Raw genomic sequence first — 22,928 nt, 5'->3', positions numbered from 1 at the left:
GACGCGGTCGCGTTCCGCCGGCGCCGCCCGCTCACCCCTCCCCGTCCCGCTTCCGCCCGCGCTGCGGATCCGGCAGCGCCTTCGTCATGCCGGGCAGGAAGTCCGTGAACAGCTCGTGCACCTCGTGCACCAGGGGACGCAGCACCTTGAACCGGGACAGCGACACGCCTCGCGAGGTGAGCCGCGCCCCGCGCTCGGCCAGCCGGTAGCTGCGCTGCCGGCCCTCGGTCCGGTCGAAGATCCAGTACAGGCACAGCCCCATCTGCGAGAGCCACATCAACTCGGGCAGCACGTCCCGCAGTTCCTCGGGGACCTTGGTCCTGTTCGCCCCGGCGAGCACCTCCCGGTGGATGCTGATGGCCTCCAGTCGGGCGTGCTCGGACTCCTGGGAGAAGGGGCTGAGCGGGCTGTCCGGGTCGGCGGCGTTCTTGAAGAACTGCACGGCGAACTCGTGGTAGGGCGCCGCCACGTCCAGCCAGGCGCGCAGGACGCCCGCGAGCCGCGCCTCCAGGCCCGTCTCGCGGTCCAGGACCTCCCGGACCGCGGCCCGGTGATCGGCGGCGATCCGGTCGTAGAAGCCCTGGATCAGGTGCTCCTTGCCCGCGAAGTAGTAGTAGGCGTTGCCGACGGAGACGCCGGCCTCCTGGGCGATGGCCCGCATCGTGGTCCTGTCGTAGCCGCGTTCCTGGAACAGCCGCATGGCCGTCTCCAGGATCAGCGCGCGGGTCTGCTCGGACTTGCTGGGGCCGGCTCCCGCTGCGGGGCCGTCGTTCTTCGCGGACACGGGAAGAGAGCCTAACCAGTCGGGCAGGCCCCGTCGCGGTCCGCTGCACGCCACGTCCGCCCCTGCCGGGGGTCGTGGGCGCGTCCGCCGGAGCGGCGGTGGTCGTTCCCGCCCCTCGACCGTCCCCGCGAGGATGTTCGCAGTCGACGCGCTCACGGGTCGTCGGCCGGCTCGGGACGTGATCCGCAGCCGGGCGCGGTCGGCCCGTCCGTGCTCCACCTGCACTGCGGTCGGTCGCAGCGGCAGGTCCAGATCGGCACGGCCACCACCGGCGTGCCGGCGTCAACCGGCTGTCACCCCGCAGCCCGGTTGGCCCGATCGCCGACTACGAAGACTTTGTGCGAGCCGAGGGCCACACCCGTCGTCGAATGGGATAATCAGCGGTGTGACCCGGGCCGCTGCATGGTCCGGGTCACACCTGTCTCAACCGCCGGGCTTCGCCGGCTTCACGACCTCAGCAGTAATAGACACCCTGGAAGCTCGCGGTGGCAGCGACGGTTTCCTTACGCCAGCCGCCGTAGCCGCCGATGGTGGTGCAGGGGCCATCGACGTGATAAGCCCAGTTGAACCGCACCCGGATGCTGTGGGTGCAGTTGTTGGTGACCTTTGCCGTGGTGGTGACCCAGCCGCTGCTCACGCTGTAGCTCACACATGAGGGAATGCTCGCGGCGCTGGCCGGTGCGACGGCCAGCCCGCCCAAGGCGGCCGAAGCGCCCGGCGCAACGGCCGCAGTGCGAGTCGCGGTTCGCTTCACTAATGACACCAGTTCTCCTTCTTGAGGCGGAAATTCATGGGTTCGGGCGACCCATGCGAACAGGCTAACGCCGGAATTGTCATGTCCGCAGAGAAGATCCAAAGGGGAATGAATCGTTCCCTCGGATTTGCTGAAACCGTGCATTCTGGCCAAAACAAAGTCTTTGCGCCCAGACGGCGTTCATGTCACAGTCGTGCGCCCCGATTGGCTGAAGAGTTCTGACGCCTGCGTGAACCGATGAGGGGTCTCGGCCCGATAGGGGAGCGTGATGGCAGATGAGAGCCGCAGCAGCAGCGACGCACTGTTGCTGTTGCGAGCCGCAGAGGGGGATCAGCGGGCCTTCGAGATCTTCTACCGGCGGCACGCCTGCTGGCTGATTGTGCGTCTGCAGTCCCGCTGCCCGGACTCGGCCATCGTCGACGATGTGCTCCAGGAGGCGTTCCTGGGTGCTTGGACCGGTGCGGGGCGGTTCCGGGCGCAGAGCGAGGACGGTCAGGCGGGCGCCTGGCTGTGGCGGATCGCCGAGCGGCGTCTCGCCGAACACGGACGCCGCAACAACAGTCGGCTCCGCCTGCTGCAACGACTCTCCCGCTTCCGGCCTCAGTACGCCGTCGAACCCTCCGCCGAGGCCGTCGCCCTGGACCTGCGCACAGGGCCCGAGTTGGACGCTGCGCTCGACGGCCTTCCGCCGGAGCTGCGCGAGGTTCTGCAGGCCACTTTGGTGGACGGGCGTACCACTCGGGAGACTGCCGAACTCCTGCGGTTGCCCGAGGGAACCGTGAAGACCCGCGCGATGCGGGCCAGACGCCGACTCAAGGAGGCACTGTCGTGAACCGGCCCTCCCCGCCCAGCTCCGCAGGAACTTCGCCTCCTCCCCTCCCCAAAGGGCCGGGTATCCACGAAGGAGAGACCCGATGAACGACGACCCCGCTCTGCAGGCGCGGGTGGACGCGGGCTGGACGCGGCTGGCGGAGCGCATCGAAACCGTGGAGTCCGAACCGTGGCGCCGTCCGTCCGAGCGGCTGCTGCTCCGTCTGGGGGTACCCGAACATGCCGCCAGGCTTGCTCTGGCGACTCCGGTGCTGCGCCGGTCCTGGCTGGTGGCGACGGGCATGACGGTGGCCTTCTCCGCCTGCGCTGCTCGGCTGACGGCGGCGGGGACGGGTGCTGTGGTCTTCCTCGCGGTGACACCGCTGCTGCCGCTGTTCGGCGTGGCGCTGAGCTACGGACCGGCCGTCGACCCGATGGGCGAACTCGCCCTTGTCGCACCGATGGACAGCCTGCGCAGGGTGCTGCTGCGAACCATCCCCACATCGGTGAGCGGCATCCTGGTGACCGCTCTCGGTGCGCTCGCCCTGCCGCAGGGGCCGGCGCTGCCGGGTTGGCTGCTGCCGTCGCTGGTGCTGACGTTGCTTGCGCTGTGCCTGTCGGCGTGGCTGACGACCGCCTCGGCGGTGGGGCTGACGCTACTGATGTGGGTTCTGCTGCTCGCGGCGACCACACGGGAGGGACCCACCTCCGGCTACTCGTCCCAACTGTTGACCACAACAGGCCAGTTGGCTCTCGCAGCCGCCGCCGTGGGGACGGCAGGTGCCCTGTTCCGGCTGCGTTCGCGGTTCGAGTACTGCCCGCGTGGGGACTTGCGGACCCGCCCGTTCAACACCTGACAAGAAGACCTGATATGGCTGTTTTCACCCCAATGCGCAGGCCTGTTGAAGCCGTCGGGTGCTCCCAGGGCTTCGGATTGCCGACCCACGCCTTCCCCGTTCATGGAGGACTCCGGTGACTTCTTCCCCGCCGCACCCCGTCGAGGTGCATGAACTGTCCCTGCACTACCGCAGCCACCAGGCGCTGGCCGGTGTGTCGTTCACCCTTCGGCCGGGCGTGACCGGTCTGCTGGGGCCGAACGGCGCGGGCAAGACGACACTGCTGCGGCTGCTGGCGACGGCACTGCGCCCGGACGGGGGCAGCCTGCGGGTGTTGGGGCACGACCCGCTGACCGGCGAGGGCCGGTTGGAGGTCCGCCGCCGACTGGGCTACCTCCCCCAGCATCCCGGCTTCTACCCGTCCTTCACCGCTCTCGACTTCGTGGACTACGTCGCGATCCTCAAGGAGCTCACAGACCGTCGGCAGCGCCGGGCCGAGGCGCAACGGGTGCTGGCCTCGGTGGGTCTGGCGGACCAGAGGCACAAGAAGATCAAAGCGCTGTCGGGCGGCATGAAGCAGCGGGTGGCGCTGGCGGCGGCACTGGTCGGAGACCCCGCGCTGCTGATCCTGGACGAGCCGACGGTCGGCCTGGACCCCGAACAGCGCTTGCGGTTCCGGGAACTCGTCGCCGAACTGGGTGAGGGGCGGACGGTGCTGCTGTCGACCCACCAGACGGAGGACGTGGCCGCACTGTGCCACCGGGTGATCGTGCTGGACGGGGGCCGGGTGCGCTTCGACGGGGAGCCCGCGCGGCTGGCGGGCGAGGCCGCGGGCCGGGTGTGGAGCAGCGCGGAGCGCGACCCGCACTCGCTGGCCGGCTGGCGGACGGGTGTCGGGTCCTATCGCAACATCGGCACGCCACCGCCGGAAGCAACGGTGCTGGAGCCGACCCTGGAGGACGGGTACCTGCTGCTCCTCGACGCGGCCTCGGCAGCGGGGGCCGCCGCGTGACGACCTCGACACAGCAAGATGCGCAGGAGTCGACCGGAGATCGGCGTCCGGTGGCGTCCAGGGCAGCGATCCTGGCGCTCGCACGGGTGGAGGCCCGGCGACTGCTGATGCATCCGGCGGTGCTCGCCGGGTTCGCGCTCTTCGTGGGACCTTGGCTCTACCAGTCGGTGACGGGGGATCGGGGCCACCGATATCCCGTGCTCCAGGACGCCTCCTGGTCCAGCCAGTTACTTCTGCTGCTGCCCGCGGCCGGGGTGGCGATCGCGGCCAGTCTCGGGGCGCTCCGGGAGCACCGGCACGGTGTGACCGAGCAGTTCGGGGTGCAGGTGCTCACCCCTGGCGCGCGGACCGCAGCGCACCTGCTGGCGCTGGCGCCGCCCGTGCTGGTGGCGGCCTTTCTGTCGGCCGCGCGTATCGGCTATCTGGCGGCGCAGCCGGGCGCGGCCGGTTCGGTGCGGTTCGCGGAGCTGGGCGCAGCGCCGCTGTGCGTGCTGCTCGCCGGGGCCGTGGGCGTGCTGGCGGCCCGGTTGAGTACGTCGCCGGTGACTGCGCCGCTGGCCGTGGTGGGGCTTGCGGTCTTCACCCTCGCGGCGGCGGTGAACAGCACCTCGAACTGGCGCTGGCTGGCGCCGGTCACGGTGGAGCCGGAGACGGCGGCGCCGCTCCCGATGGCCGCGCTGTGGCGGCCCGCAGGCTGGCATCTGTTGTGGCTGGCGGGGGTGGCGGCGGTGCTGAGCGGTTCGGCGCTGCGGCGGGCCGGGGCCCGGGGCTGGTGGTTCCGCGGCACAGTGGTGTGTGGCGCGTCCGGAGCGCTGCTGGCGGCGTCCATGCAGTTGGGCGGGGTCCCGAGCCAGGTGGCTCACCAGCGGGCGGAGCTGACGCTGCATCCTGCGGCGACGCAGAGCTGCGAGGAGCACGGAAGAGTGACGTACTGTGCGTTCCCCGGCTTCCAGGCCTGGATCCCGGCCTGGGGACAGGTGGCCTCAGGTGTGCTGGCGCAGGTCCCGACGCAGGTGGCGGGGGAGCGGTACGCGGTGCGGCAGAGAATCATGTGGACGGCTTCGGGCGACGGTTCATCGGTGGTTCCACCGTTCGCGACGTGGCGTAAGGAGGATGCGGCGGCGAGGACGGCCGGGGCGGTGACGGTCGGCACGCTGTGGGGTGACGGGTCGTCGGCCGGCGACACGGCGTCCGACGAGGTCGCCGGGTTCGCGACGCGCTTCGCGTACCGGGTGGTCAGCGGAGTTCCGGCGGAGGGGGAACGCATCACCCTGCTCTGCCGCTCGCGAGCGGCGGTGACGCTGTGGCTCGCGGGCCAGTCGACGCCGGGATCGCGCCAGGCGCTGAGGTCCTCGGTGTCGCGTTCGTCCGGCGGCTTGGCGTTCCCGCTGCTCGGGTCCGCCTCCGGGCTGGCGTTCCAAGCGAGGTCGGAGCAGTTGGCACTCAGCCTGCTGGACCGTCCGTCGAACGAGGTGGGTGCCCGGCTGCGCGCGAACTGGGCGCTGCTGACGTCGCCGGAGACGTCTGTGGACGAAGCGGCACGACTGCTCGGAGTTCCGGCCCCGGCCGCGTCCGAGGTAGCGGGTGAAGCATGCTCCTAGCCGAGCGGCTCGCGGCGGATCGGCCCAGGCCCGGCCGCACTCGGATGGCGCTGGCGCTGCTGCGGCCCTCACTGCGGGCGATGCGCCTGGCGCCGTTGGCGGGCGGGGTGGTGGTGGCGCTGGCGCTGGCCGTGCTGCCGAATGCGGTGGGACTGACCTTGAGCCTGCCGCAGGCAGTGCTGTTCCTGCGGGGCACTGCGGTGGCGCTGGCGCTGGGGCTGGCGTTCGTGCTGGATGACCCGGCGACCGCGACGACGGAGGTGCTGCCGGTGTCGGCGCGGCTGCGCCGCCTGGTCCGGCTCGCGCCGGTGCTCGTGGTGGCGGGAGCGGTCTGGGAGATCAGCTGGTTGACGATGCGTCAGAGTACCGCCGGGCTTCCTGCGGACCTCGGGTGGGAGGGGGCGGGCATCGCCGCCCTGACGCTGGCGATCGCGGCATGGACTTCTGTGGGGGGTGTGGCCGCTGCCCCGGCCCTGCTCCTGCTGGTCCTGGCTGCGGCCTTCGCCCCGGACGCTGTGGCTCCGTTCCCGGCGCCCCGCTCGCCGCAGTGGGGCGAAACGCACGTCGTCTGGGCTGTCGTGACCGCCCTCGCCGTGATCGCTCTCGGCGCCGCGGGCGACGAGCGGAACGGGTGAGGCGGGCTCGTCCGGCCCGGGAAGGAACGTGCCGGGTCAGCCACGCCGTGCCAGCTCCGGTCGCTTGGTGTAGTCGGTGAAGCCGACGACGTTGCCCCACGGGTCGGCGATCTCGACCGTCCAGCCGGTGGCCGAGGAGAAGGGCTCGTCGAGCGGTGTGACTCCGGTGGCGGCCAGCCGGCGGGCCGCCGCCCGGGCGTCCGGCACCTCCAGCCAGATCCTCGGCGAGGGCCAGGGCGGCGGCCGGTGGCCCAGCCCGTCCTCCTGGCGCAGCAGGATGCCGGGTGTCTCGCCGCCGACCTGCAGCAGGGCGATGCCGGCCTCGTCGAAGCGGAAGCCGACCGCGAACCCGGCCCGCTCGTAGAAGGCCACCGCCCGGTCCAGGTCGCCGACCGGCAGCAGTACGTTGTCGAAACCGAGCAGTTCGTACGACTCGTCATCTGACATGCCGTCAGGGTAGGTGGATGATCGGCCGGAACCGGGGATTGCCCGGTCCGCGGCCCCGTGCCGCCGGCGCCGGTTACACCGCGTCGGCCCTGCGCGCGGCCCCTCCCCGGCCGTCCCCGGCCGTCCCCGGTCGTCCCCGGCCTCCCCGGCCCTCCCTGATCGTCCCCGGCCCTCCCCGGCCCCTCGGAAACGACCGGGGCCCCGCTCCCGCCGTGACGGCAGGAGCGGGGCCCCGGTCGGGGTACGGCGGAAGCCGTCAGTAGCGGCGCGTGATGAGGGCGCGCTTGACCTCCTGGATGGCCTTCGTGACCTCGATACCGCGCGGGCAGGCGTCCGTGCAGTTGAAGGTGGTGCGGCAGCGCCACACGCCCTCGCGGTCGTTCAGGATCTCCAGGCGCTGCTCCCCGGCCTCGTCGCGCGAGTCGAAGATGAAGCGGTGCGCGTTGACGATCGCGGCCGGGCCGAAGTACTGCCCGTCGTTCCAGAACACCGGGCACGAGGAGGTGCAGGCGGCGCACAGGATGCACTTGGTCGTGTCGTCGAAGCGCTCGCGGTCCTCGGCGGTCTGCAGGCGCTCGCGGGTCGGCTCGTTGCCGCCCTTGGTGATCAGGAAGGGCATCACGTCCCGGTACGCCTGGAAGAACGGCTCCATGTCCACGACCAGGTCCTTCAGGACCGTGAGGCCCTTGATGGGCTCGACCGTGATCGGCTTCTCCGGGTTGATGTCCTTGATCAGCGTCTTGCAGGCGAGGCGGTTCTTGCCGTTGATCCGCATCGCGTCGGAGCCGCAGATGCCGTGGGCGCAGGACCGGCGGAAGGTCAGCGAGCCGTCCACGTCCCACTTGATCTTGTGGAGGCCGTCGAGGACGCGCTCCTTGGGGTCGATCTCCAGCTGGAAGTCTTCCCAGGTCGACTCGGCCGAGACCTCCGGGTTGAACCGGCGGACGCGGAAGGTGACGGTGATGTTGGGGGACGCGGCGGACTCCGCCTCCACCTTGTCCAGAACGGGGGTTGCCATCAGTACTTACGCTCCATCGGCTGGTAGCGGGTCTGCACGACCGGCTTGTAGTCGAGACGGATCGACTCGGTGCCGTCGTCGCCCACCTCGCGGTACGCCATGGTGTGGCGCATGAAGTTGACGTCGTCGCGGTTCGGGTAGTCCTCGCGGTAGTGACCGCCGCGGGACTCCTTGCGGGCCAGCGCGGAGACGGCCATGACCTCGGCCAGGTCCAGCAGGTTGCCCAGCTCGACGGCCTCCAGCAGGTCCGTGTTGAACCGCTTGCCCTTGTCCTGGATCGCCACGTTCTTGTAGCGCTCGCGCAGCTCGGCGATCTTCTCGACGGCCGTCTTGATCGTCTGCTCGGTGCGGAACACCATGACGTTGGCGTCCATGGTGTCCTGCAGTTCGCGGCGCAGCGTCGCGACCCGCTCGGTGCCCGTGGAGTCGCGCAGCCGCTCGATCTGCTCGACCACCAGCGACTCCGGGTCCTCCGGAAGCTCGACGAAGTCCGCGCCCTCCGCGTACTCGGCGGCGGCGATGCCGGCGCGGCGGCCGAAGACGTTGATGTCGAGCAGCGAGTTGGTGCCCAGCCGGTTGGCGCCGTGCACCGACACGCAGGCGACCTCGCCGGCCGCGTACAGGCCCGGGACGACGGTCGTGTTGTCCGCGAGCACCTCGCCCTGGACGTTGGTCGGGATGCCGCCCATGGCGTAGTGCGCGGTGGGCTGGATCGGGATCGGGTCGGTGTACGGCTCGATCCCGAGGTAGGTGCGGGCGAACTCGGTGATGTCCGGAAGCTTGGCGTCCAGCTGCTCCGGGGGCAGGTGGGTGAGGTCCAGGTAGACGTGGTCGCCCTCGGGGCCGCAGCCGCGGCCCTCGCGGATCTCGGTGTAGATGGAGCGGGAGACGACGTCGCGGGAGGCGAGGTCCTTCATGACCGGCGCGTACTTCTCCATGAAGCGCTCGCCGTCCTTGTTGCGGAGGATGCCGCCCTCACCGCGGGCACCCTCGGTGAGCAGGATGCCCATCCGCCAGATGCCGGTCGGGTGGAACTGGAAGAACTCCATGTCCTCCAGCGGCAGGCCCCGCCGGTAGACGGCCGCCTGGCCGTCGCCGGTCAGCGTGTGCGCGTTCGAGGTCACCTTGAAGAACTTGCCGGTGCCGCCGGAGGCGTAGATCACGGCCTTCGCCCGGAAGATGTGGATCTCGCCGGTGGCCAGCTCGTAGGCGACCACGCCGGCGGACCGCTTGACGCCGTCGACCTCGATCATGAGCTGGTCGAGGACGTAGAACTCGTTGTAGAACTCCACACCCTCCTTGACGCAGTTCTGGTAGAGCGTCTGGAGGATCATGTGGCCGGTGCGGTCGGCCGCGTAGCAGGAGCGGCGGACCGGGGCCTCGCCGTGGTTGCGGCTGTGACCGCCGAAGCGGCGCTGGTCGATGGTGCCGTTCGGGGTCCGGTTGAACGGCAGGCCCATCTTCTCCAGGTCGAGGACGGCGTCGATGGCCTCCTTCGCCAGGATCTCGGCGGCGTCCTGGTCGACCAGGTAGTCACCGCCCTTGACCGTGTCGAAGGTGTGCCACTCCCAGTTGTCCTCCTCCACGTTGGCGAGCGCGGCGGCCATGCCGCCCTGCGCGGCGCCGGTGTGGGACCGGGTGGGGTAGAGCTTCGTCAGGACGGCCGTGCGGCTGCGCTTGGTCGCCTCGATGGCGGCCCGCATACCGGCGCCGCCGGCGCCGACGATGACGGTGTCGTACTTGTGGATCTTCATGATTCTCGCAACCCCGTGCCTAGCGGATGTTCGGGTCGAAGGTGAAGATCACCAGCGTGCCCAGCAGGATGGTGAACACCGTGGCGGTGTAGAGCAGCGCCTTCAGCCACAGCCGGGTGTTGGCGCGTTCCGCGTAGTCGTTGACGACCGTGCGCAGTCCGTTGGCGCCGTGCAGCATGGCCAGCCACAGCATCAGCAGGTCCCAGACCTGCCAGAACGGGGACGCCCAGCGGCCCGCCACGAAGGCGAACCCGATCTTGGTGACGCCGCCGTCCAGCACGAGCTGGATGACCAGGTGGCCGATGACCAGCAGCACCAGCACGATGCCGGACAGGCGCATGAACAGCCAGGCCGCCATCTCGAAGTTGCCGCGGCCCGACCTGCCGGTCTTCACGGTGCGCTTGCGCGGGGCCTCGATGAGGGGCGCGGGGTTGTCGACGGAGTAGAGGGGGCCGCCCTCGACCGGGCCGACGCCGGCAGCGGTGGTTTCAGTGGTGGACATGCGCGTCAGCTCCCGAACAGTTCACGAGCGGCGTGGCCGAGGACGGGGTAGATCGCCCCGAGCATCAGCACGAGCCACAGGCCTACGGCGGCCCAGAGCATCTGCTTCTGGTAGCGCGGGCCCTTCGACCAGAAGTCGACGGCGATGACGCGCAGGCCGTTGAGCGCGTGGAAGAGGACGGCAGCCACCAGGCCGTACTCGAGTACGGCGACGACGGGCGTCTTGTACGTGGCGACGACCCTGTCGTAGTCGTCGGGAGAGACGCGGACGAGTGCGGTGTCCAGCACGTGAACGAACAGGAAGAAGAAAATGAGGACGCCGGTGACTCGGTGAGCCACCCAGGACCACATTCCTTCCCGGCCGCGGTACAGCGTTCCAGCCGGCACGGAATTTCCTCCGGGAGCGGGGATTGGGGCCGCGCCGGCTTGTGCTGTCGGTCGGGCCCGGCCGGGTACGGTCCACCGGCCCCCAGCATGGTAGCCATGCACTGCCGCCGGCCTTACGGGGGGCCTACCTGTGTGATCAAACTGGCACCGGACGGACTACCGCGGCACGCCTTCCGGGGCCTGTGCGTCGCCCAGCGCCCGCACCAGCCGCTGTCTGGCCAGTCGCCGCAGCTCCTCCGCCGCCAGGACCCGCTCCTCCTCCGCGTCGTGGGCGAGCCGCGACCGGACACCCTCCAGGACGCGGTCCAATACCTCGGTCGGGGGAACCCCGTCCAGACAGATGACGAACGCGTGTCCGAATCGGGCCTCGTATGCCGCGTTCGCCGCGCTCAGGGCGGTGTGCGCCGCCCCGTACGTGCCGTCCGGCAGCGTCGGCAGGGACTCGGCCGCCAGGGCCTCCGCGAGGTCGGCGGGCACCAGGTCGTACGCCGCCTCGTCGGCCGCGGCCAGCAGGGAGCCGAGATCCGGGTAGGGGCGGTGGTCGGCCACCCGGCGCGCCCACCGGAGGCTGCGGAGGCAGCCGAGGAGGGTGCGCCGGGCCCGCTCGTCGGCCGCGGCGTTGAAGGCGTCCAGCGCGCGGGGGCGCCGCGGCAGGCGCGGCTGTTCGGGCAGGGCGGGTATGGCGATGCGGCCGGGGAGCGGGGGAAGACGGTGCGCAGGCAGCGTGAGTCCTCGGCGTGGGGTGGGAAGGCCGGCGGGGGCACAGATGAGAGTCGTGCCACAGCTTATCGAGAGTGGTCATGATGTATCCGATGGATACCCGGATATCACCCGGACGAGAGAGTTTCGGAACGTGCGGTGGACGGCGTGGTGGACGCCGGGAACGTAGGTTGGCGGCGTGAGTCAGCACAGGCGCAGGGTCCCGAACCGGAATCTCCCGAGGAGGCGGCTGGTCGTCGCGGCGGTGTTCGCCGTGATCGTCGCGTTGGGCGTCGGGCTCGGCGTGTGGGCCTCCGGGGACGACGGCGGTCCCGCGGGGCAGGCCGGGCGGCAGCCGTCCGCAGTCCCTTCCACCGGCCGGGCCGGTTCGCCGAGTCCGAGCCCGACGCGCTCCTACCCGCTGTCGAAGACCCCGCGCACCATCCCCGCCGTACGCGAGCACACCCCTGCCCGCGGTCCGGGATGGCGCCCCGCGAAGGGGGAGCGGGTGGTGGTGGACGACGCCGCACTCGCCGACGAGGGCCGGCTCATCGCGAGCGAGCTGGGACTGTCCTACGCGGGCGAGTCGGACGAGGTGCGCACCGGCGACGTACGGCTGGCGCTGGAGGGCGGCGCGGGCGGCGGCCCGGAGTCGTACACCCTGACGGTGCGCGGCGGCCGCGTGGTGATCAGCGGGCCCGGTGAGGCGGGCGTCTTCTACGGCACCCGCACCCTCAAGCAGGAGGTCCACGGCGGCGGTACCGCCCCCGAGGGCGTCGTCCACGACGCGCCGGCGAAACCGGTGCGCGGGTTCATGCTGGACATCGCCCGCAAGCCGTTCAGCGCCGCGTGGATCGAGGACCGGGTACGGGAGCTGGGCGATCTCAAGTTCAACGAGCTCGGCCTGCACTTCTCCGACGACCAGGGCTTCCGGATCGAGTCCGACACCCACCCCGAGATCGTCTCGAAGGACCACCTGACCAAGGCCCAGGTCAAGGAGATCGTCGACCTCGCGGCCGCCCGCCACATCACCGTCGTGCCCGAGATCGACTCGCCGGGGCACCTCGGCGCCGTGATCGACGCCCACCCCGGCCTCCAACTGCGCAACGTGCGCGGGCTGGCCGCACGCGGAGCCGTCGACATCTCCCAGGACGCGTCCGCGAAGATCGTCGACGATCTGCTCGACGAGTACTCCGGCCTCTTCCCCGGCGGTTCCTGGCACCTCGGCGGGGACGAGTACCAGGCCCTGATGGTGTCCCACCCCGAGACCAGCTACCCGCAGCTCGCGGCCGCCGCCCGCAAGGCCTACGGCTCCGGGGCGGGCATCGCCGACCTGGCCACCGGATGGCTGAACGACCGCGCGGACACCGTGCGCACCCCCGGCCGCACCCTGCGGGCCTGGAACGACGGCTTCTACCGCGGCACGTCCGTGAAACCGGCGAAGGACCTCCGCGTCGCCTACTGGACCGGCAAGGAGATCGGGGCCCGGCAGCCGGTGGAGTACCTCAAGGAGGGGCGCCGACTCGTCAACTACAACGACGAGTTCCTCTACTACGTGCTCGGCGAACCGAACACCTTCGTCTACCCGACCGGGCAGCGCATCTACGAGAAGTGGACCCCGCGCGTGCTGCGGGGCACTACGGCGGTACCGGCGCAGTACGACGACCAGATCCTCGGCGGGACCTTCGCCGTCTGGTGCGACCTGGCGAACTCCCAGACGCAGGCCCAGGTCGCGGCCGGGATCCGGATGCCGCTGCGGGCCACCGCGCAGAAGCTGTGGGACGCGGGGTGGCCGCCGCTCACCTGGACGCAGTTCCGCGCCCTGGCGGACCGCCTGGGCTGAGCGGCCCCCACCCACCCGGTGTCCCGGCGTCCCGCCGTCGGTCCGCGTACCGGGCGCGGCTCCCCTCCGGCTGTGATCCGGAGGCGGCCGCGATCCGGAGGCGGCCGCGATCCGGAAGGTGCCGCCCCTCCCTCCGGCCGCGATTCGCGGGTTCGGCGCGCCGTTCGCCCGAGGCGATCGGTTGGCCGAAATTCTTCGGTTCCGCCCCCGGGGCACCTTCAGCGTGGTACCCCTGTGACACTACTGGGTCATTGCACGCAGTAAGGGGAAGTGTGGGCTCCGTATAGAGATGGCGCCCCGTCGAGGGAGGCGTGGATGAGCCTGGTGGATCTCATCGCTCAGGCCGACGAGCGCGGACTGGCTGCGAGCGGATTGGCTTGTTTGGATCGGTGCGTGCCCCTGCTGGGTGGGGACGACGAAACCCTGCGCCCGGTGTGGGGCGGCCTCGCCCAGGGGGCTCCCGCAGACGCCTGGGAGACCGCGCTGGAACAGGTGCGCGGCAAGCTCGCCGGGGCGGACGCGGCCGCCGCCGGGGAGGACGAGGCGGTGCTGCTCGCGGGGCGGATGCTCGCGGCGGCCCCTGACGACCGGTCGGCCGCCGGGGTGCGGGAGTGGGCCGACGCCTGCTCGGTCGCCTCCCTCCAGATCCACCGGCTGCTCGACCCCGCCGAGGACGACGCGCCGGTCGACTCGCGCCGGCAGGGCCGTACGGACGGCATGTCCCCGCTGGTCGCCGCCGAGCTGCGCCGACAGATCACCGTGCTGGAACTCCTCGCCGACCACGGTGCGGCCGGGCTGCGGCCCGCTCTGGAGGTGTCCACCGAAGGGCGCCGGGTACTGCGGGCGGCGGTGTCCCGCCGCACCAGGCTGCGCGGCTGAACCCGTGCCCGCGGCGGCGGCCACCGCCGGCATGCCCGCAGCCCGTGCCGCGGCTGCGCCCGCCGGGACGGCAGCGCCCGCCGAGAAGGCTGCCTCCGTCACAGCGGCAGTCCTCCCGCGGTGCGGGGTGCGCGCGCCCGCAGGACGCCGCCCGGCCCCGGCGGGCCGTACCGGTCCGGCGCGGCGCGGACATGCCGTCCGGCCCCCGGATCGTCGCGGCGGGGGCGGCGGTGGCGGTGGCCTCGGTGTCCGCCGGTGCCGCCGCCCGCTCCCGGGGCGGCACCCCGCGCTCGGAGTGACTCCTTCCTCCGCTCACCCCAGCGCACCGGAGGCCGAGAACGTCACCCGCCCGTCCGCACCGCCGGCCGGAGCGGTCCCGCCGCGCCCCGAGCGCCGGAGCCCGAGCCCGCCACCGCCCGAGCGGCGGCTGCGCTCGTCCCGCTGCCCCCGCTGCCCCCGCTGCCCCCGCAGGGCAGGGCGCACGGCGCGTTCCGCGGGGGTGCGGAGGTGCGCGGCGGAGCCCTGGCGGTGCGCACCGGTCGCCGGGTGCCGACGGCGTCAGGGTGACGGATCCGCCGGCCGCAACGCTCTGCGAATGTGACTACGACACCACAGGAGACCAGGACCCCGGCGGCGGCGAGACCTGCGCGGTGGGCGGCAGACACGGTCACGGCGATGCGCGAGGGCGCCGGGCTGCACCTCGACTACTCGGCGCAGAGCCTGTGGCGTGTGGACCGGACGATCTCCGAGATACGCCGGGACGGCGCACCCCTCGCGGCCGTGCAGCACACGCTGCGCGGCTTCGGCGCCTACGCGGGCGAGGTCATCGTGCGCCAGGCCGGCGCCCAGTGGTGGGCGGCGGACGGCGGCCACCGGGTGCGCACCCAGGACGGCAGCCTGTGGGACCCGATCGAGGAGGCCCGGCGCTGCTTCGCCGGCCAGGGCTCACTGCGGCTGCTGTGCCGGGACGCCACCCGCGCGGCCGGCGGATGAGCGCAGGCCACTGCCGGCCGGGCCCGGGCGGCGCCCGCGTGCGGCGGCCCGGCGGACGTGCGAGCGGCGGGAAGGTTGTACGGCCGGCGCCCCCCTGCCGTGTGGCGAGGGACACTTCCGCAACCCGTGACGCCGCGCCGACCCCGCCCGCTGGGACTTGCGGGGGAGATGTCGCAGATCCCCGAGCCGAGTGGAGGGACGAGCGGCCATGAGCGCAGTGCAGGAACGACTCCCGTGCGCGGCGGGCATGCGGGCCCACGCAGCCGCCTTCGTCGCGCGGGCCACCGCCCGGAGCCGGCTGCCGCTCGACTACTCCGTGCCCAGTCTGCGCGTCGTCGACCACCTGCTCGACGGGCTGCGCAAGGGAGGCGCCGACCGCGACCGCGCGGCCGGCGCCCTCTTCGGTCTGGGAGCGTACGTCGGCGAGGTGCTGGTGCGCCGGGCCGGAGCGGTCTGGGTCGACTTCGACGTCGAGCAGCGGGCCTACTTCGGTCAGCGGGTCGGCGTGCGGATGCCGGACGGGCGGGTGTGGAACCCGCTCGGCAAGGTCGCCAACCGCCTCGCCTGCGGCGGTCCGGAGGAGTCGCTGCAGACCTTCTATCTGACCCTGCACGGCAGGGCCCGACGGACGGACGGCTGCTGACCGGGCCACCGGCGCTCCGCACCGTCTCCGGCGACGACGGGCCCGTCGTCCCGGGCGACGACGGGCCCGTCGTCCCCGCCCGGACCGGTGCCGCCGCGTCGCCGCGGCGGCACGGACGGAGGGGTGCGCAACCGGGGCCCTGTGACACTTATGTGAGCCCGGACGCTGATGATCGTGAGGGTACGGACGCCAACGGAGGACACGGCACGGCGGGGGACACGCCCCCACTGCGGCCACGACACGGTGGTCGGCACATCGGTATGAACGAGGACGGTCTTGGGCCAGCAAGGCAAGCCCCGGCGCGTACAGGCTTACGACGGGGAGTTGGGCGCGGCGGTTGCGCGGGCCCAGGAGGGGGACGAGGCCGCCTTCACGGCGGCCTACCGGCTCGTGCATCCGGGCCTGCTCGGATATCTGCGCGGGCTGGTCGGGGATGACGCCGAGGACGTCGCCTCGGACGCCTGGCTGGAGATCGCCCGTGACCTCGGACGGTTCAGAGGCGACGGGGCCGGGTTCCGCGGCTGGACGGCCACCATCGCCCGCCACCGTGCGCTGGACCATCTGCGCCGCCAGCGGGTGCGTCCCCGGCCGACCCAGTTGGAGGCGGACGTGCTGGACCTGCCCGGACCGCACAGCACCCACGACCAGGCGTTGGAGTCGCTCTCCACGGAACGCGCGCTCGACCTGGTGCGGGGCCTGCCGCGCGACCAGGCCGAGGCGGTGCTGCTGCGGGTCGTCGTCGGCCTGGAGGGCCCGGCCGCCGCACGTGTTCTGGGCAAGCGCCCCGGAGCCGTGCGCACCGCCGCCTACCGGGGTCTGAAACGCTTGGCCCGCGAGCTGGGCACGACCGGCCGGCGCGCCGGTGTGACGGATGAGGCGCCGCGGACGCTGGGGGAGTCGACATGACCGCCACCGGCCCCCGCGGCTGCCGGGGCGAAGCGGGCAGCGGCGCCCCGGCGCGGGCGCGCACCATCGGCCGCGACCGCGTGGGCTGCCTTCGGGGCAGGTCGCTCGCGAGTACCGCAGGGCCCGCAAGGGCCGGAGAACACCGAGACCGGACAGGGACGGAACAGACATGGGTGAACGGCTGAGCGGCCACGGCATCCCCGGCCGTCGGCGTGCGCAGCCGGACGACGCCGGGCCCGGGGTGGTCCAGGACCACGCCGGACTGGAGGCTCTGATCGCCTCGGCGATGCGGCGGGACACCGGTGACGCAGGCGCCGAACGGCGAGCGGTGGCCGCCTTCCGGGAAGCCCGGGAGAGCGGGGCGCACCGGACCCGCACCCGGCGCCGCGACGACTGGCGACCCGAGCGGCAGGGCACCCGCCGCACGGTCCGGGCAGGCCTGTCGGTGCTGGCGGCGAGCCTCACCCTGGGCGGCGTGGCCTACGCCGCGATCGGCGGTCCGTACGGCGCCGGCGCCGACGACCCGGGCGGGCGGCCCGGCACGAGCAGCACGGAGCGGCCTGGCACCGCGTCCCCGGCCGCCTCCCCGGCCGCGTCCGGAGCCGGGGTCGGAGCCGGGGTCGAGGACGGCGGCGGAACGCCCGAGCCCCCGGACAGTGCCCAGGACAGTGCCCAGGACATCGAGGCCCGCTGCCGCGCCTACGCGCAGGTGAAGGACCCGGCGCGGGCGGCGGACGCGAAGGCCTGGCAGCAGCTGGTGGCCGCAGCGGGCGGCGCCGACGAGGTCGACGCCTACTGCGCCCGGCAGACCGCGCAGCCGTCGGAGACGCCGTCGGCCGCGCGCGGCAACTCGGACCGGGCCGCCTCACACCTGCCGACGGCCGGGGCTTCCCTTCCCCCCGCGGCGACGAACGCGCCCACCGAGGCCGGCACCGGTATCGGCGCGGGGAACGCGGACGGGACGCCGGACCCCCGCCCGAGCGGCACCGGCAAGCGGCCCTAGCGGAGGGGTCCGGCCCGCCCTCGGGGCCGTCACCTGGCCCCGCGGAGTCGCGACGGGCCTCCGGCGCGCCCACGCCCTGCCGCCCGGCGGCGCTGCCGGACGGACAGCCCGGCCCGATCGGATCGGCGAGGTCGGCGACCGGCCGCCCGGAGGAAGCAAGAGGTCGTCGTCCCCGCCACGGCCGCGGGCGAGGGCCCGCAGGCCTTCCGCGCGGGGATCGTACGTGCCCGGCGAGTCAGGCCGGCCGCCGTCCGTCAGGGGACGGGCGGCTCCGGGGCGGGCCCGACGCATCGTGCGGACGGGAACGGGCCGACGGGGCCCCTGGCGTCGGGTGCCCGGCCGGTGGGTCGCCACTGGGGCGTTCGGCCGCGGACTCCGCGCAACGACGCAGTTCGGAGCGGTGGAACCGAGGCAACGGCCGAGGCCGCCACCCCCCACAGGAGAGGCCCCGGCCGTCGCGCGGCACGGGCCGCGCGGCGGCCCGTACTCCCTACAGCGCCGCGAGTGCGTTTTGTGTCACACCCCACCGTGTCACGAGTTAGTTGCATCCTGTACTGACATGGACGGGTAGTGGTTTCACGCCGTAACGTGCATTTCGCACCGTGCTGTGGGGGCGGCCGGGCTACCGCAGTGACCTGCGGTCCTGCAAACGACCAATGATCGAGGAACACAGGTGCTGGGGGACGACGCGGAGTTGACTGCCGCGGTGCTTGCGGCGCAGGGCGGGGACGAGACCGCGTTCCGTACCGTGTACCGCGCGGTGCATCCGCGGTTGCTCGGGTACGTCCGGACACTCGTCGGCGACATCGACGCCGAGGACGTCGCATCCGAGGCGTGGCTGCAGATCGCGCGCGACCTCGCACGGTTCGACGGGGACGCGGACCGCTTCCGCGGCTGGGCCGCCCGGATCGCCCGCAACCGCGCCCTGGACCACATACGCATGCGCGGCCGCCGTCCCGCCATCGGCGGCGACGAGACGGAGCTGGCCGACCGGCCCGCCGCGTGCGACACCGCCGGAGAGGCCATCGAGACCCTGGCCACCGACCGCGCCCTCACCCTCATCGCCCGGCTGCCGCAGGACCAGGCCGAGGCCGTCGTGCTGCGGGTGGTCATGGGCCTGGACGCGAAGACCGCGGCCGAGACGCTCGGCAAGCGGCCCGGAGCGGTCCGCACGGCCGCCCACCGCGGGCTGAAGAAGCTCGCCGACCTCCTGGGCGGCAGCCCGGACGGCGATCCGGAATCGGCGGGAGCGCTCGACGCGCTGCCCGCTCCGCGAGAACCGCGCGGCCGCGCGGTGACGTCCGCCGGTGTGACGCATCCATGCGTGCGGACGCAGAAGGACATGTGATGGCCGACGAGCAGTACAGGTGGCTGGACCGCGGGACAGCCGAGCGGTTGCTGCGCGGCGAACCACTGGACGCCGTCGAGCCCCGGGCCCGCAACGAGGCCGAACGGCTGGCCGAGACCCTCCGGGAACTGGCCGCCACATCGGCTCCCACCTGCAGCGAATCCCCCGGCGAGGCCGCCGCGTTGGCCGCCTTCCGCGCCGCCCGCGACGACGGCCGCCCTCCTCTGCGGACGGACGGAACGGCCCCGTCCGCTGACGTCGGCGACGCCGGGGTCATCCAGCTCGGTGCCGCCTCCGGCACACCCGGCCGACCGCGCTGGGGCCGGCGGGTGCGGCTGGGGCTCGCCGCCGCGGTGACCGTCGGCATGGCCGGCGGTGTCGCGGTCGCGGCGGGAAGCGGAGTGATCTCCACGTCGTTCCCCGGCATCGGTCCGGAGCGCCCCGACTCCTCCGTCTCGGCCGCCGACACCCCCGGACCCGTCCGGTCGACGCCGTCCGCGCCCGCATCGGACGGCACCGGCGGCACGGCCGGGGCGGACGGCGGCGCCACGGCGCCCCCCGTCCCCGCCCCCGCCCGCGGCACCACCGGCAGCGGGCTGCCCCGGGCCCGCGAGTCCGGCACCCCCGTTCGGGGAGACGCCTCCTGGCGCACGGTCACCGACGCCTGCCGCGACGTACGGGCCGGGCGGCGACTGGACGCCGAGCGGCGCCGCACCCTGGAGGGAGCGGCCGGCAGCGCCGGCCGCGTCACCACGTACTGCCGGACCGTCCTGTCCGGGTCCGGGTCCGGGAACGGCGAGGAGGGCTCCGGCGGTACCGCGAGCGGCTCGGCCGGCACCGAAGGCGGGGGCGGCGACTCGGCGGCCGGCGGCGACGCCGGAGGCGGCGACGGCAAGGGCGGCCGGGGCGACGACGAGGACCGCGGCTCGTCCGGAGACCGCGGCCACCGGGATGCCGCGACGAGTGGCGGGAGCGGTGGGAGCGCCGGCCGGGACGGGCACGGCTCCGCGGGCGCGGGCGGCGGGAACGGCGAGGGCGGCCGGGGGCACGGCCGCCGGTCCGGATGAAGAGGACACCTGCCCCGTCCCGTGGCTCCGCCCTCGCCCGAGCCCGCTCAACACCTTGCTGACCTGCGAATTCGCGAACGCCGAGATTTTTTTCGGCTCGGGTGTGACGTTTTCCGGGGCCCGTGCGCAGTAATGAGTGAGCCGACTGGTCATCGGCCTCGCACAGAGCCGGGGTTCCCCCCGTACCCACGGCTCGTGCACTCGGCGCGGGCGGGGCACGTTCCCCCGGTCCCGCCCGCGCCCCGCATCCCCCTCCCCACCCGGCGCCCGTCACCGACGGTCCGCCCCGCCGCGCACCCGTTCGAGGAGTCGCGCGCTCGCCGCCCCGCCCCCTGCGCCCGCACCGTCGGGACGCCCGTTCGCCGCCCGGGCCGTGCGCTCTCACCACCGCCGCGGCCGACGGTTCCCCGGACGTGCCGAGTCGCGCACGACACTGCACCGTTGTGAGCAAGGTCCCAGCGTGGGGCACTGCACCCGGCGCGCGGGCGCCGATACAGTCCGTGGCGAGGGTCCCCCTGTACCGACCAGTAACACAGCAGCGCGGAGGCAAGCATGACACGCGAGTCGGAGTCCGGACTGCCCATCGAGCCGGTCCAGGGACCGGCGTCGCTGGAGGGCTGGGACCCGGCGGAGAAGCTGGGCGAGCCCGGCTCGTACCCCTTCACGCGCGGCGTGTACCCGACGATGTACACCGGTCGCCCCTGGACGATGCGCCAGTACGCCGGCTTCGGCACCGCGACGGAGTCCAACGCCCGGTACAAGCAGCTGATCGCCAACGGCACGATGGGCCTGTCCGTCGCCTTCGACCTGCCCACCCAGATGGGCCACGACTCCGACGCGCCGATCGCCAGCGGCGAGGTCGGCAAGGTCGGCGTGGCGATCGACTCGATCGACGACATGCGGGTGCTGTTCGGCGGGATCCCGCTGGACAAGGTGTCGACGTCGATGACGATCAACGCGCCGGCCGCGCTGCTGCTGCTCCTCTACCAACTGGTCGCGGAGGAGCAGGGGGTGCCCGCGGACAAGCTGACCGGCACCATCCAGAACGACGTGCTCAAGGAGTACATCGCCCGCGGCACGTACATCTTCCCGCCGAAGCCGTCGCTGCGGCTGATCGCGGACATCTTCAAGTACTGCCGGGCCGAGATCCCGAAGTGGAACACGATTTCCATCTCCGGCTACCACATGGCGGAGGCGGGCGCCTCGCCCGCGCAGGAGATCGCCTTCACCCTGGCCGACGGCATCGAGTACGTGCGCACGGCCGTCGCGGCCGGCATGGACGTCGACGACTTCGCCCCGCGCCTGTCGTTCTTCTTCGTGTCCCGCACCACCGTGCTGGAGGAGGTCGCCAAGTTCCGTGCCGCCCGCCGCATCTGGGCGCGGGTGATGAAGGAGGAGTTCGGCGCGAAGAACCCGAAGTCGATGATGCTCCGCTTCCACACCCAGACCGCGGGCGTGCAGCTCACCGCGCAGCAGCCGGAGGTCAACCTGGTCCGGGTCGCGGTCCAGGGGCTGGCGGCGGTGCTCGGCGGCACCCAGTCGCTGCACACCAACTCCTTCGACGAGGCGATCGCGCTCCCCACGGACAAGAGCGCCCGCCTCGCCCTGCGCACCCAGCAGGTGCTCGCCTACGAGACCGACGTCACCGCCACCGTCGACCCCTTCGCCGGCTCCTACGTCATAGAGACGATGACGGACGACGTGGAGGCGGCGGCACTGGAACTGATGGCGAAGGTCGAGGACCTCGGCGGCGCCGTCAACGCGATCGAGCACGGCTTCCAGAAGAACGAGATCGAGCGCAACGCCTACCGGATCGCCCAGGAGACCGACGCCGGGGACCGGGTCGTCGTCGGCGTCAACCGCTTCCAGCTCGACGAGGAGGAGCCCTACGAGCCGCTCCGCGTCGACCCCGTCATCGAGGCCCAGCAGGCCGAACGCCTGGCGGCGCTGCGCGCGGAGCGCGACCAGCAGGCGGTGGACTCGGCTCTCGACGCGCTGCGGAAGGCCGCCGAGGGGGAGGACAACGTCCTGTACCCGATGAAGGACGCGCTGCGGGCGCGGGCGACCGTCGGAGAGGTCTGCAACGCGCTGCGGGAGGTGTGGGGCACCTACGTGCCCACCGACGCGTTCTGACCGCCTCACGCCCCCCCTCGCCCCTTCGGGGGCCGGGCGGGCCGGGCACCCCGGAGGGAGTGCGGTGTCGTACCTCCGTGCGACACTCCTGGCATGTTCGGCGTCACCGACCTCCCCACCTACCTCGCCGGCCTGGTCCTCATCGTCCTGCTGCCCGGCCCCAACTCGCTCTACGTCCTGTCCGTCGCCGCCCGCCGCGGAATCCGCGCCGGATACACCGCGGCGGCGGGCGTCTGGTGCGGGGACACCGTGCTGATGACGCTGTCGGCCGCCGGGGTCGCCTCCCTCCTCCAGGGCAACGCCCTGCTCTTCGGGATCGTGAAGTACGCGGGAGCGGGATACCTCACCTGGCTCGCCGTCGGCATGCTGCGCTCGGCGCGGGCGATGTGGCGGGCACGGCGGGAGCGCACCGCACCGGAGCCGCCGCCCGCCGCCCAGGACGCCGAGGAACGGCCTTACCGCCGGGCGCTGGTGGTCAGCCTGTTCAACCCGAAGGCGATCCTGTTCTTCGTCGCCTTCTTCGTGCAGTTCGTCGACCCGGGCTACGCCTACCCTGCGCTCTCCTTCGTCGTCCTCGGCACCCTCGCCCAGATCGCCAGCTTCCTCTACCTGAGCGCGCTGATATTCGGCGGCACCAGGCTCGCCGACGCCTTCCGCCGTCGCCGGCGCCTCGCCGCGGGAGCCACCTCCGCCGCGGGAGCGCTGTTCCTGGGCTTCGCGGTGAAGCTCTCACTGGCGAGCTCCTGACCCTGCGGGGCGCCACCACGCGGCGGTCGCGCCCCCGTCCCGGCGGGGCGGCACCCGATGCGCGCCGTGACGGGCGCGAGGCGGTCGGGCGTGAGGCGGAGTGCGAGGCAGGCGGTCGGGCGTGAGGC

At 72.9% G+C, this 22,928-nt stretch carries 23 protein-coding genes; 15 read left to right on the top strand and 8 right to left on the bottom strand.

Annotation, left to right across the window (positions count from 1 at the left end; translation table 11 throughout):
- Window positions 1–31: 31 nt before the first annotated feature.
- Complete coding sequence (locus tag ACL02U_RS10560; protein ID WP_412790445.1) at window positions 32–784, bottom strand: TetR/AcrR family transcriptional regulator; 753 nt, start codon at window positions 782–784, stop codon at window positions 32–34.
- Window positions 785–1,238: 454 nt separating this feature from the next.
- Entirely contained in the window at window positions 1,239–1,682 is a 444-nt protein-coding gene (locus ACL02U_RS10555) for a hypothetical protein (protein WP_412790444.1), read from the bottom strand.
- A gap of 124 nt (window positions 1,683–1,806) precedes the next feature.
- Here ACL02U_RS10555 and ACL02U_RS10550 point away from each other — a divergent pair, with 124 nt between their 5' ends.
- The 5 genes from ACL02U_RS10550 to ACL02U_RS10530 all read left to right on the top strand — a co-directional run bounded on the left by ACL02U_RS10550 (window position 1,807) and on the right by ACL02U_RS10530 (window position 6,432).
- Entirely contained in the window at window positions 1,807–2,370 is a 564-nt protein-coding gene (locus ACL02U_RS10550; protein WP_412790443.1) for an RNA polymerase sigma factor, read from the top strand.
- 82 nt (window positions 2,371–2,452) lie between these two features.
- Window positions 2,453–3,205: a zf-HC2 domain-containing protein gene (locus tag ACL02U_RS10545; protein ID WP_412790442.1), complete on the top strand. Its 753-nt coding sequence runs from the start codon at window positions 2,453–2,455 to the stop codon at window positions 3,203–3,205.
- A gap of 115 nt (window positions 3,206–3,320) precedes the next feature.
- Complete coding sequence (locus ACL02U_RS10540; protein ID WP_412790441.1) at window positions 3,321–4,196, top strand: ATP-binding cassette domain-containing protein; 876 nt, start codon at window positions 3,321–3,323, stop codon at window positions 4,194–4,196.
- 50 nt (window positions 4,197–4,246) lie between these two features.
- Window positions 4,247–5,797: a hypothetical protein gene (locus tag ACL02U_RS10535; RefSeq protein ID WP_412790440.1), complete on the top strand. Its 1,551-nt coding sequence runs from the start codon at window positions 4,247–4,249 to the stop codon at window positions 5,795–5,797.
- Window positions 5,788–6,432, top strand: a complete 645-nt coding sequence (locus ACL02U_RS10530) for a hypothetical protein (RefSeq protein WP_412790439.1) — start codon at window positions 5,788–5,790, stop codon at window positions 6,430–6,432. Before ACL02U_RS10535 ends, ACL02U_RS10530 begins: the two co-directional genes overlap by 10 nt.
- Window positions 6,433–6,468: 36 nt before the next feature.
- On the opposite strand, the gene ACL02U_RS10525 is transcribed toward ACL02U_RS10530, so the two are convergent.
- The 6 genes from ACL02U_RS10525 to ACL02U_RS10500 form a co-directional block, all read right to left on the bottom strand.
- The gene (locus ACL02U_RS10525; RefSeq protein ID WP_412790438.1) at window positions 6,469–6,879 is read right to left on the bottom strand and encodes a VOC family protein; all 411 of its coding nucleotides are present in this window, start codon (window positions 6,877–6,879) and stop codon (window positions 6,469–6,471) included.
- A gap of 256 nt (window positions 6,880–7,135) precedes the next feature.
- Window positions 7,136–7,897, bottom strand: a complete 762-nt coding sequence (locus tag ACL02U_RS10520) for a succinate dehydrogenase iron-sulfur subunit (RefSeq protein WP_412790437.1) — start codon at window positions 7,895–7,897, stop codon at window positions 7,136–7,138.
- On the bottom strand, window positions 7,897–9,651 hold the full coding sequence (gene sdhA / locus ACL02U_RS10515) for a succinate dehydrogenase flavoprotein subunit (protein ID WP_412790436.1): 1,755 nt from the start codon (window positions 9,649–9,651) through the stop codon (window positions 7,897–7,899). The genes ACL02U_RS10520 and sdhA overlap by 1 nt, the downstream gene beginning before the upstream one ends.
- A 19-nt stretch (window positions 9,652–9,670) precedes the next feature.
- Window positions 9,671–10,153, bottom strand: a complete 483-nt coding sequence (locus tag ACL02U_RS10510) for a succinate dehydrogenase hydrophobic membrane anchor subunit (RefSeq protein ID WP_412790435.1) — start codon at window positions 10,151–10,153, stop codon at window positions 9,671–9,673.
- Between the two features lie 5 nt (window positions 10,154–10,158).
- On the bottom strand, window positions 10,159–10,539 hold the full coding sequence (sdhC, locus tag ACL02U_RS10505) for a succinate dehydrogenase, cytochrome b556 subunit (RefSeq protein ID WP_412790434.1): 381 nt from the start codon (window positions 10,537–10,539) through the stop codon (window positions 10,159–10,161).
- A gap of 156 nt (window positions 10,540–10,695) precedes the next feature.
- Window positions 10,696–11,226: a 2-oxo-4-hydroxy-4-carboxy-5-ureidoimidazoline decarboxylase gene (locus ACL02U_RS10500; RefSeq protein ID WP_412790508.1), complete on the bottom strand. Its 531-nt coding sequence runs from the start codon at window positions 11,224–11,226 to the stop codon at window positions 10,696–10,698.
- 211 nt (window positions 11,227–11,437) lie between these two features.
- Between ACL02U_RS10500 and ACL02U_RS10495 the strand changes: the two genes are divergently transcribed.
- The 10 genes from ACL02U_RS10495 to leuE all read left to right on the top strand — a co-directional run bounded on the left by ACL02U_RS10495 (window position 11,438) and on the right by leuE (window position 22,800).
- On the top strand, window positions 11,438–13,081 hold the full coding sequence (locus ACL02U_RS10495) for a beta-N-acetylhexosaminidase (RefSeq protein WP_412790433.1): 1,644 nt from the start codon (window positions 11,438–11,440) through the stop codon (window positions 13,079–13,081).
- Between the two features lie 315 nt (window positions 13,082–13,396).
- Window positions 13,397–13,960, top strand: a complete 564-nt coding sequence (locus ACL02U_RS10490) for a hypothetical protein (RefSeq protein ID WP_412790432.1) — start codon at window positions 13,397–13,399, stop codon at window positions 13,958–13,960.
- Window positions 13,961–14,557: 597 nt separating this feature from the next.
- Entirely contained in the window at window positions 14,558–14,953 is a 396-nt protein-coding gene (locus tag ACL02U_RS10485) for a hypothetical protein (RefSeq protein WP_412790431.1), read from the top strand.
- Window positions 14,954–15,161: 208 nt separating this feature from the next.
- Window positions 15,162–15,596 (top strand): hypothetical protein, encoded by a 435-nt coding sequence (locus ACL02U_RS10480; RefSeq protein ID WP_412790430.1) that lies wholly within the window; start codon window positions 15,162–15,164, stop codon window positions 15,594–15,596.
- A gap of 276 nt (window positions 15,597–15,872) precedes the next feature.
- Window positions 15,873–16,502 carry an RNA polymerase sigma factor gene (locus ACL02U_RS10475; RefSeq protein ID WP_412790429.1) on the top strand — a complete coding sequence of 210 codons (630 nt, stop codon included), beginning with the start codon at window positions 15,873–15,875 and terminating at the stop codon, window positions 16,500–16,502.
- A gap of 169 nt (window positions 16,503–16,671) precedes the next feature.
- Window positions 16,672–17,505 (top strand): hypothetical protein, encoded by an 834-nt coding sequence (locus tag ACL02U_RS10470; protein ID WP_412790428.1) that lies wholly within the window; start codon window positions 16,672–16,674, stop codon window positions 17,503–17,505.
- 673 nt (window positions 17,506–18,178) lie between these two features.
- On the top strand, window positions 18,179–18,853 hold the full coding sequence (locus ACL02U_RS10465) for an RNA polymerase sigma factor (protein WP_412790427.1): 675 nt from the start codon (window positions 18,179–18,181) through the stop codon (window positions 18,851–18,853).
- On the top strand, window positions 18,853–19,920 hold the full coding sequence (locus tag ACL02U_RS10460; RefSeq protein ID WP_412790426.1) for a hypothetical protein: 1,068 nt from the start codon (window positions 18,853–18,855) through the stop codon (window positions 19,918–19,920). The genes ACL02U_RS10465 and ACL02U_RS10460 overlap by 1 nt, the downstream gene beginning before the upstream one ends.
- Before the next feature lie 552 nt (window positions 19,921–20,472).
- Complete coding sequence (locus ACL02U_RS10455; RefSeq protein ID WP_412790425.1) at window positions 20,473–22,053, top strand: methylmalonyl-CoA mutase; 1,581 nt, start codon at window positions 20,473–20,475, stop codon at window positions 22,051–22,053.
- Window positions 22,054–22,146: 93 nt separating this feature from the next.
- Window positions 22,147–22,800 (top strand): leucine efflux protein LeuE, encoded by a 654-nt coding sequence (gene leuE / locus ACL02U_RS10450; protein WP_412790424.1) that lies wholly within the window; start codon window positions 22,147–22,149, stop codon window positions 22,798–22,800.
- Window positions 22,801–22,928 lie beyond the last annotated feature (128 nt).

The organism is Streptomyces sp. MS06 (assembly GCF_047200655.1).
Classification (GTDB): domain Bacteria; phylum Actinomycetota; class Actinomycetes; order Streptomycetales; family Streptomycetaceae; genus Streptomyces.
The sequence above is the reverse complement of the archived record's forward strand: the minus strand, read 5'-3'. Positions and strand labels throughout refer to the sequence as shown.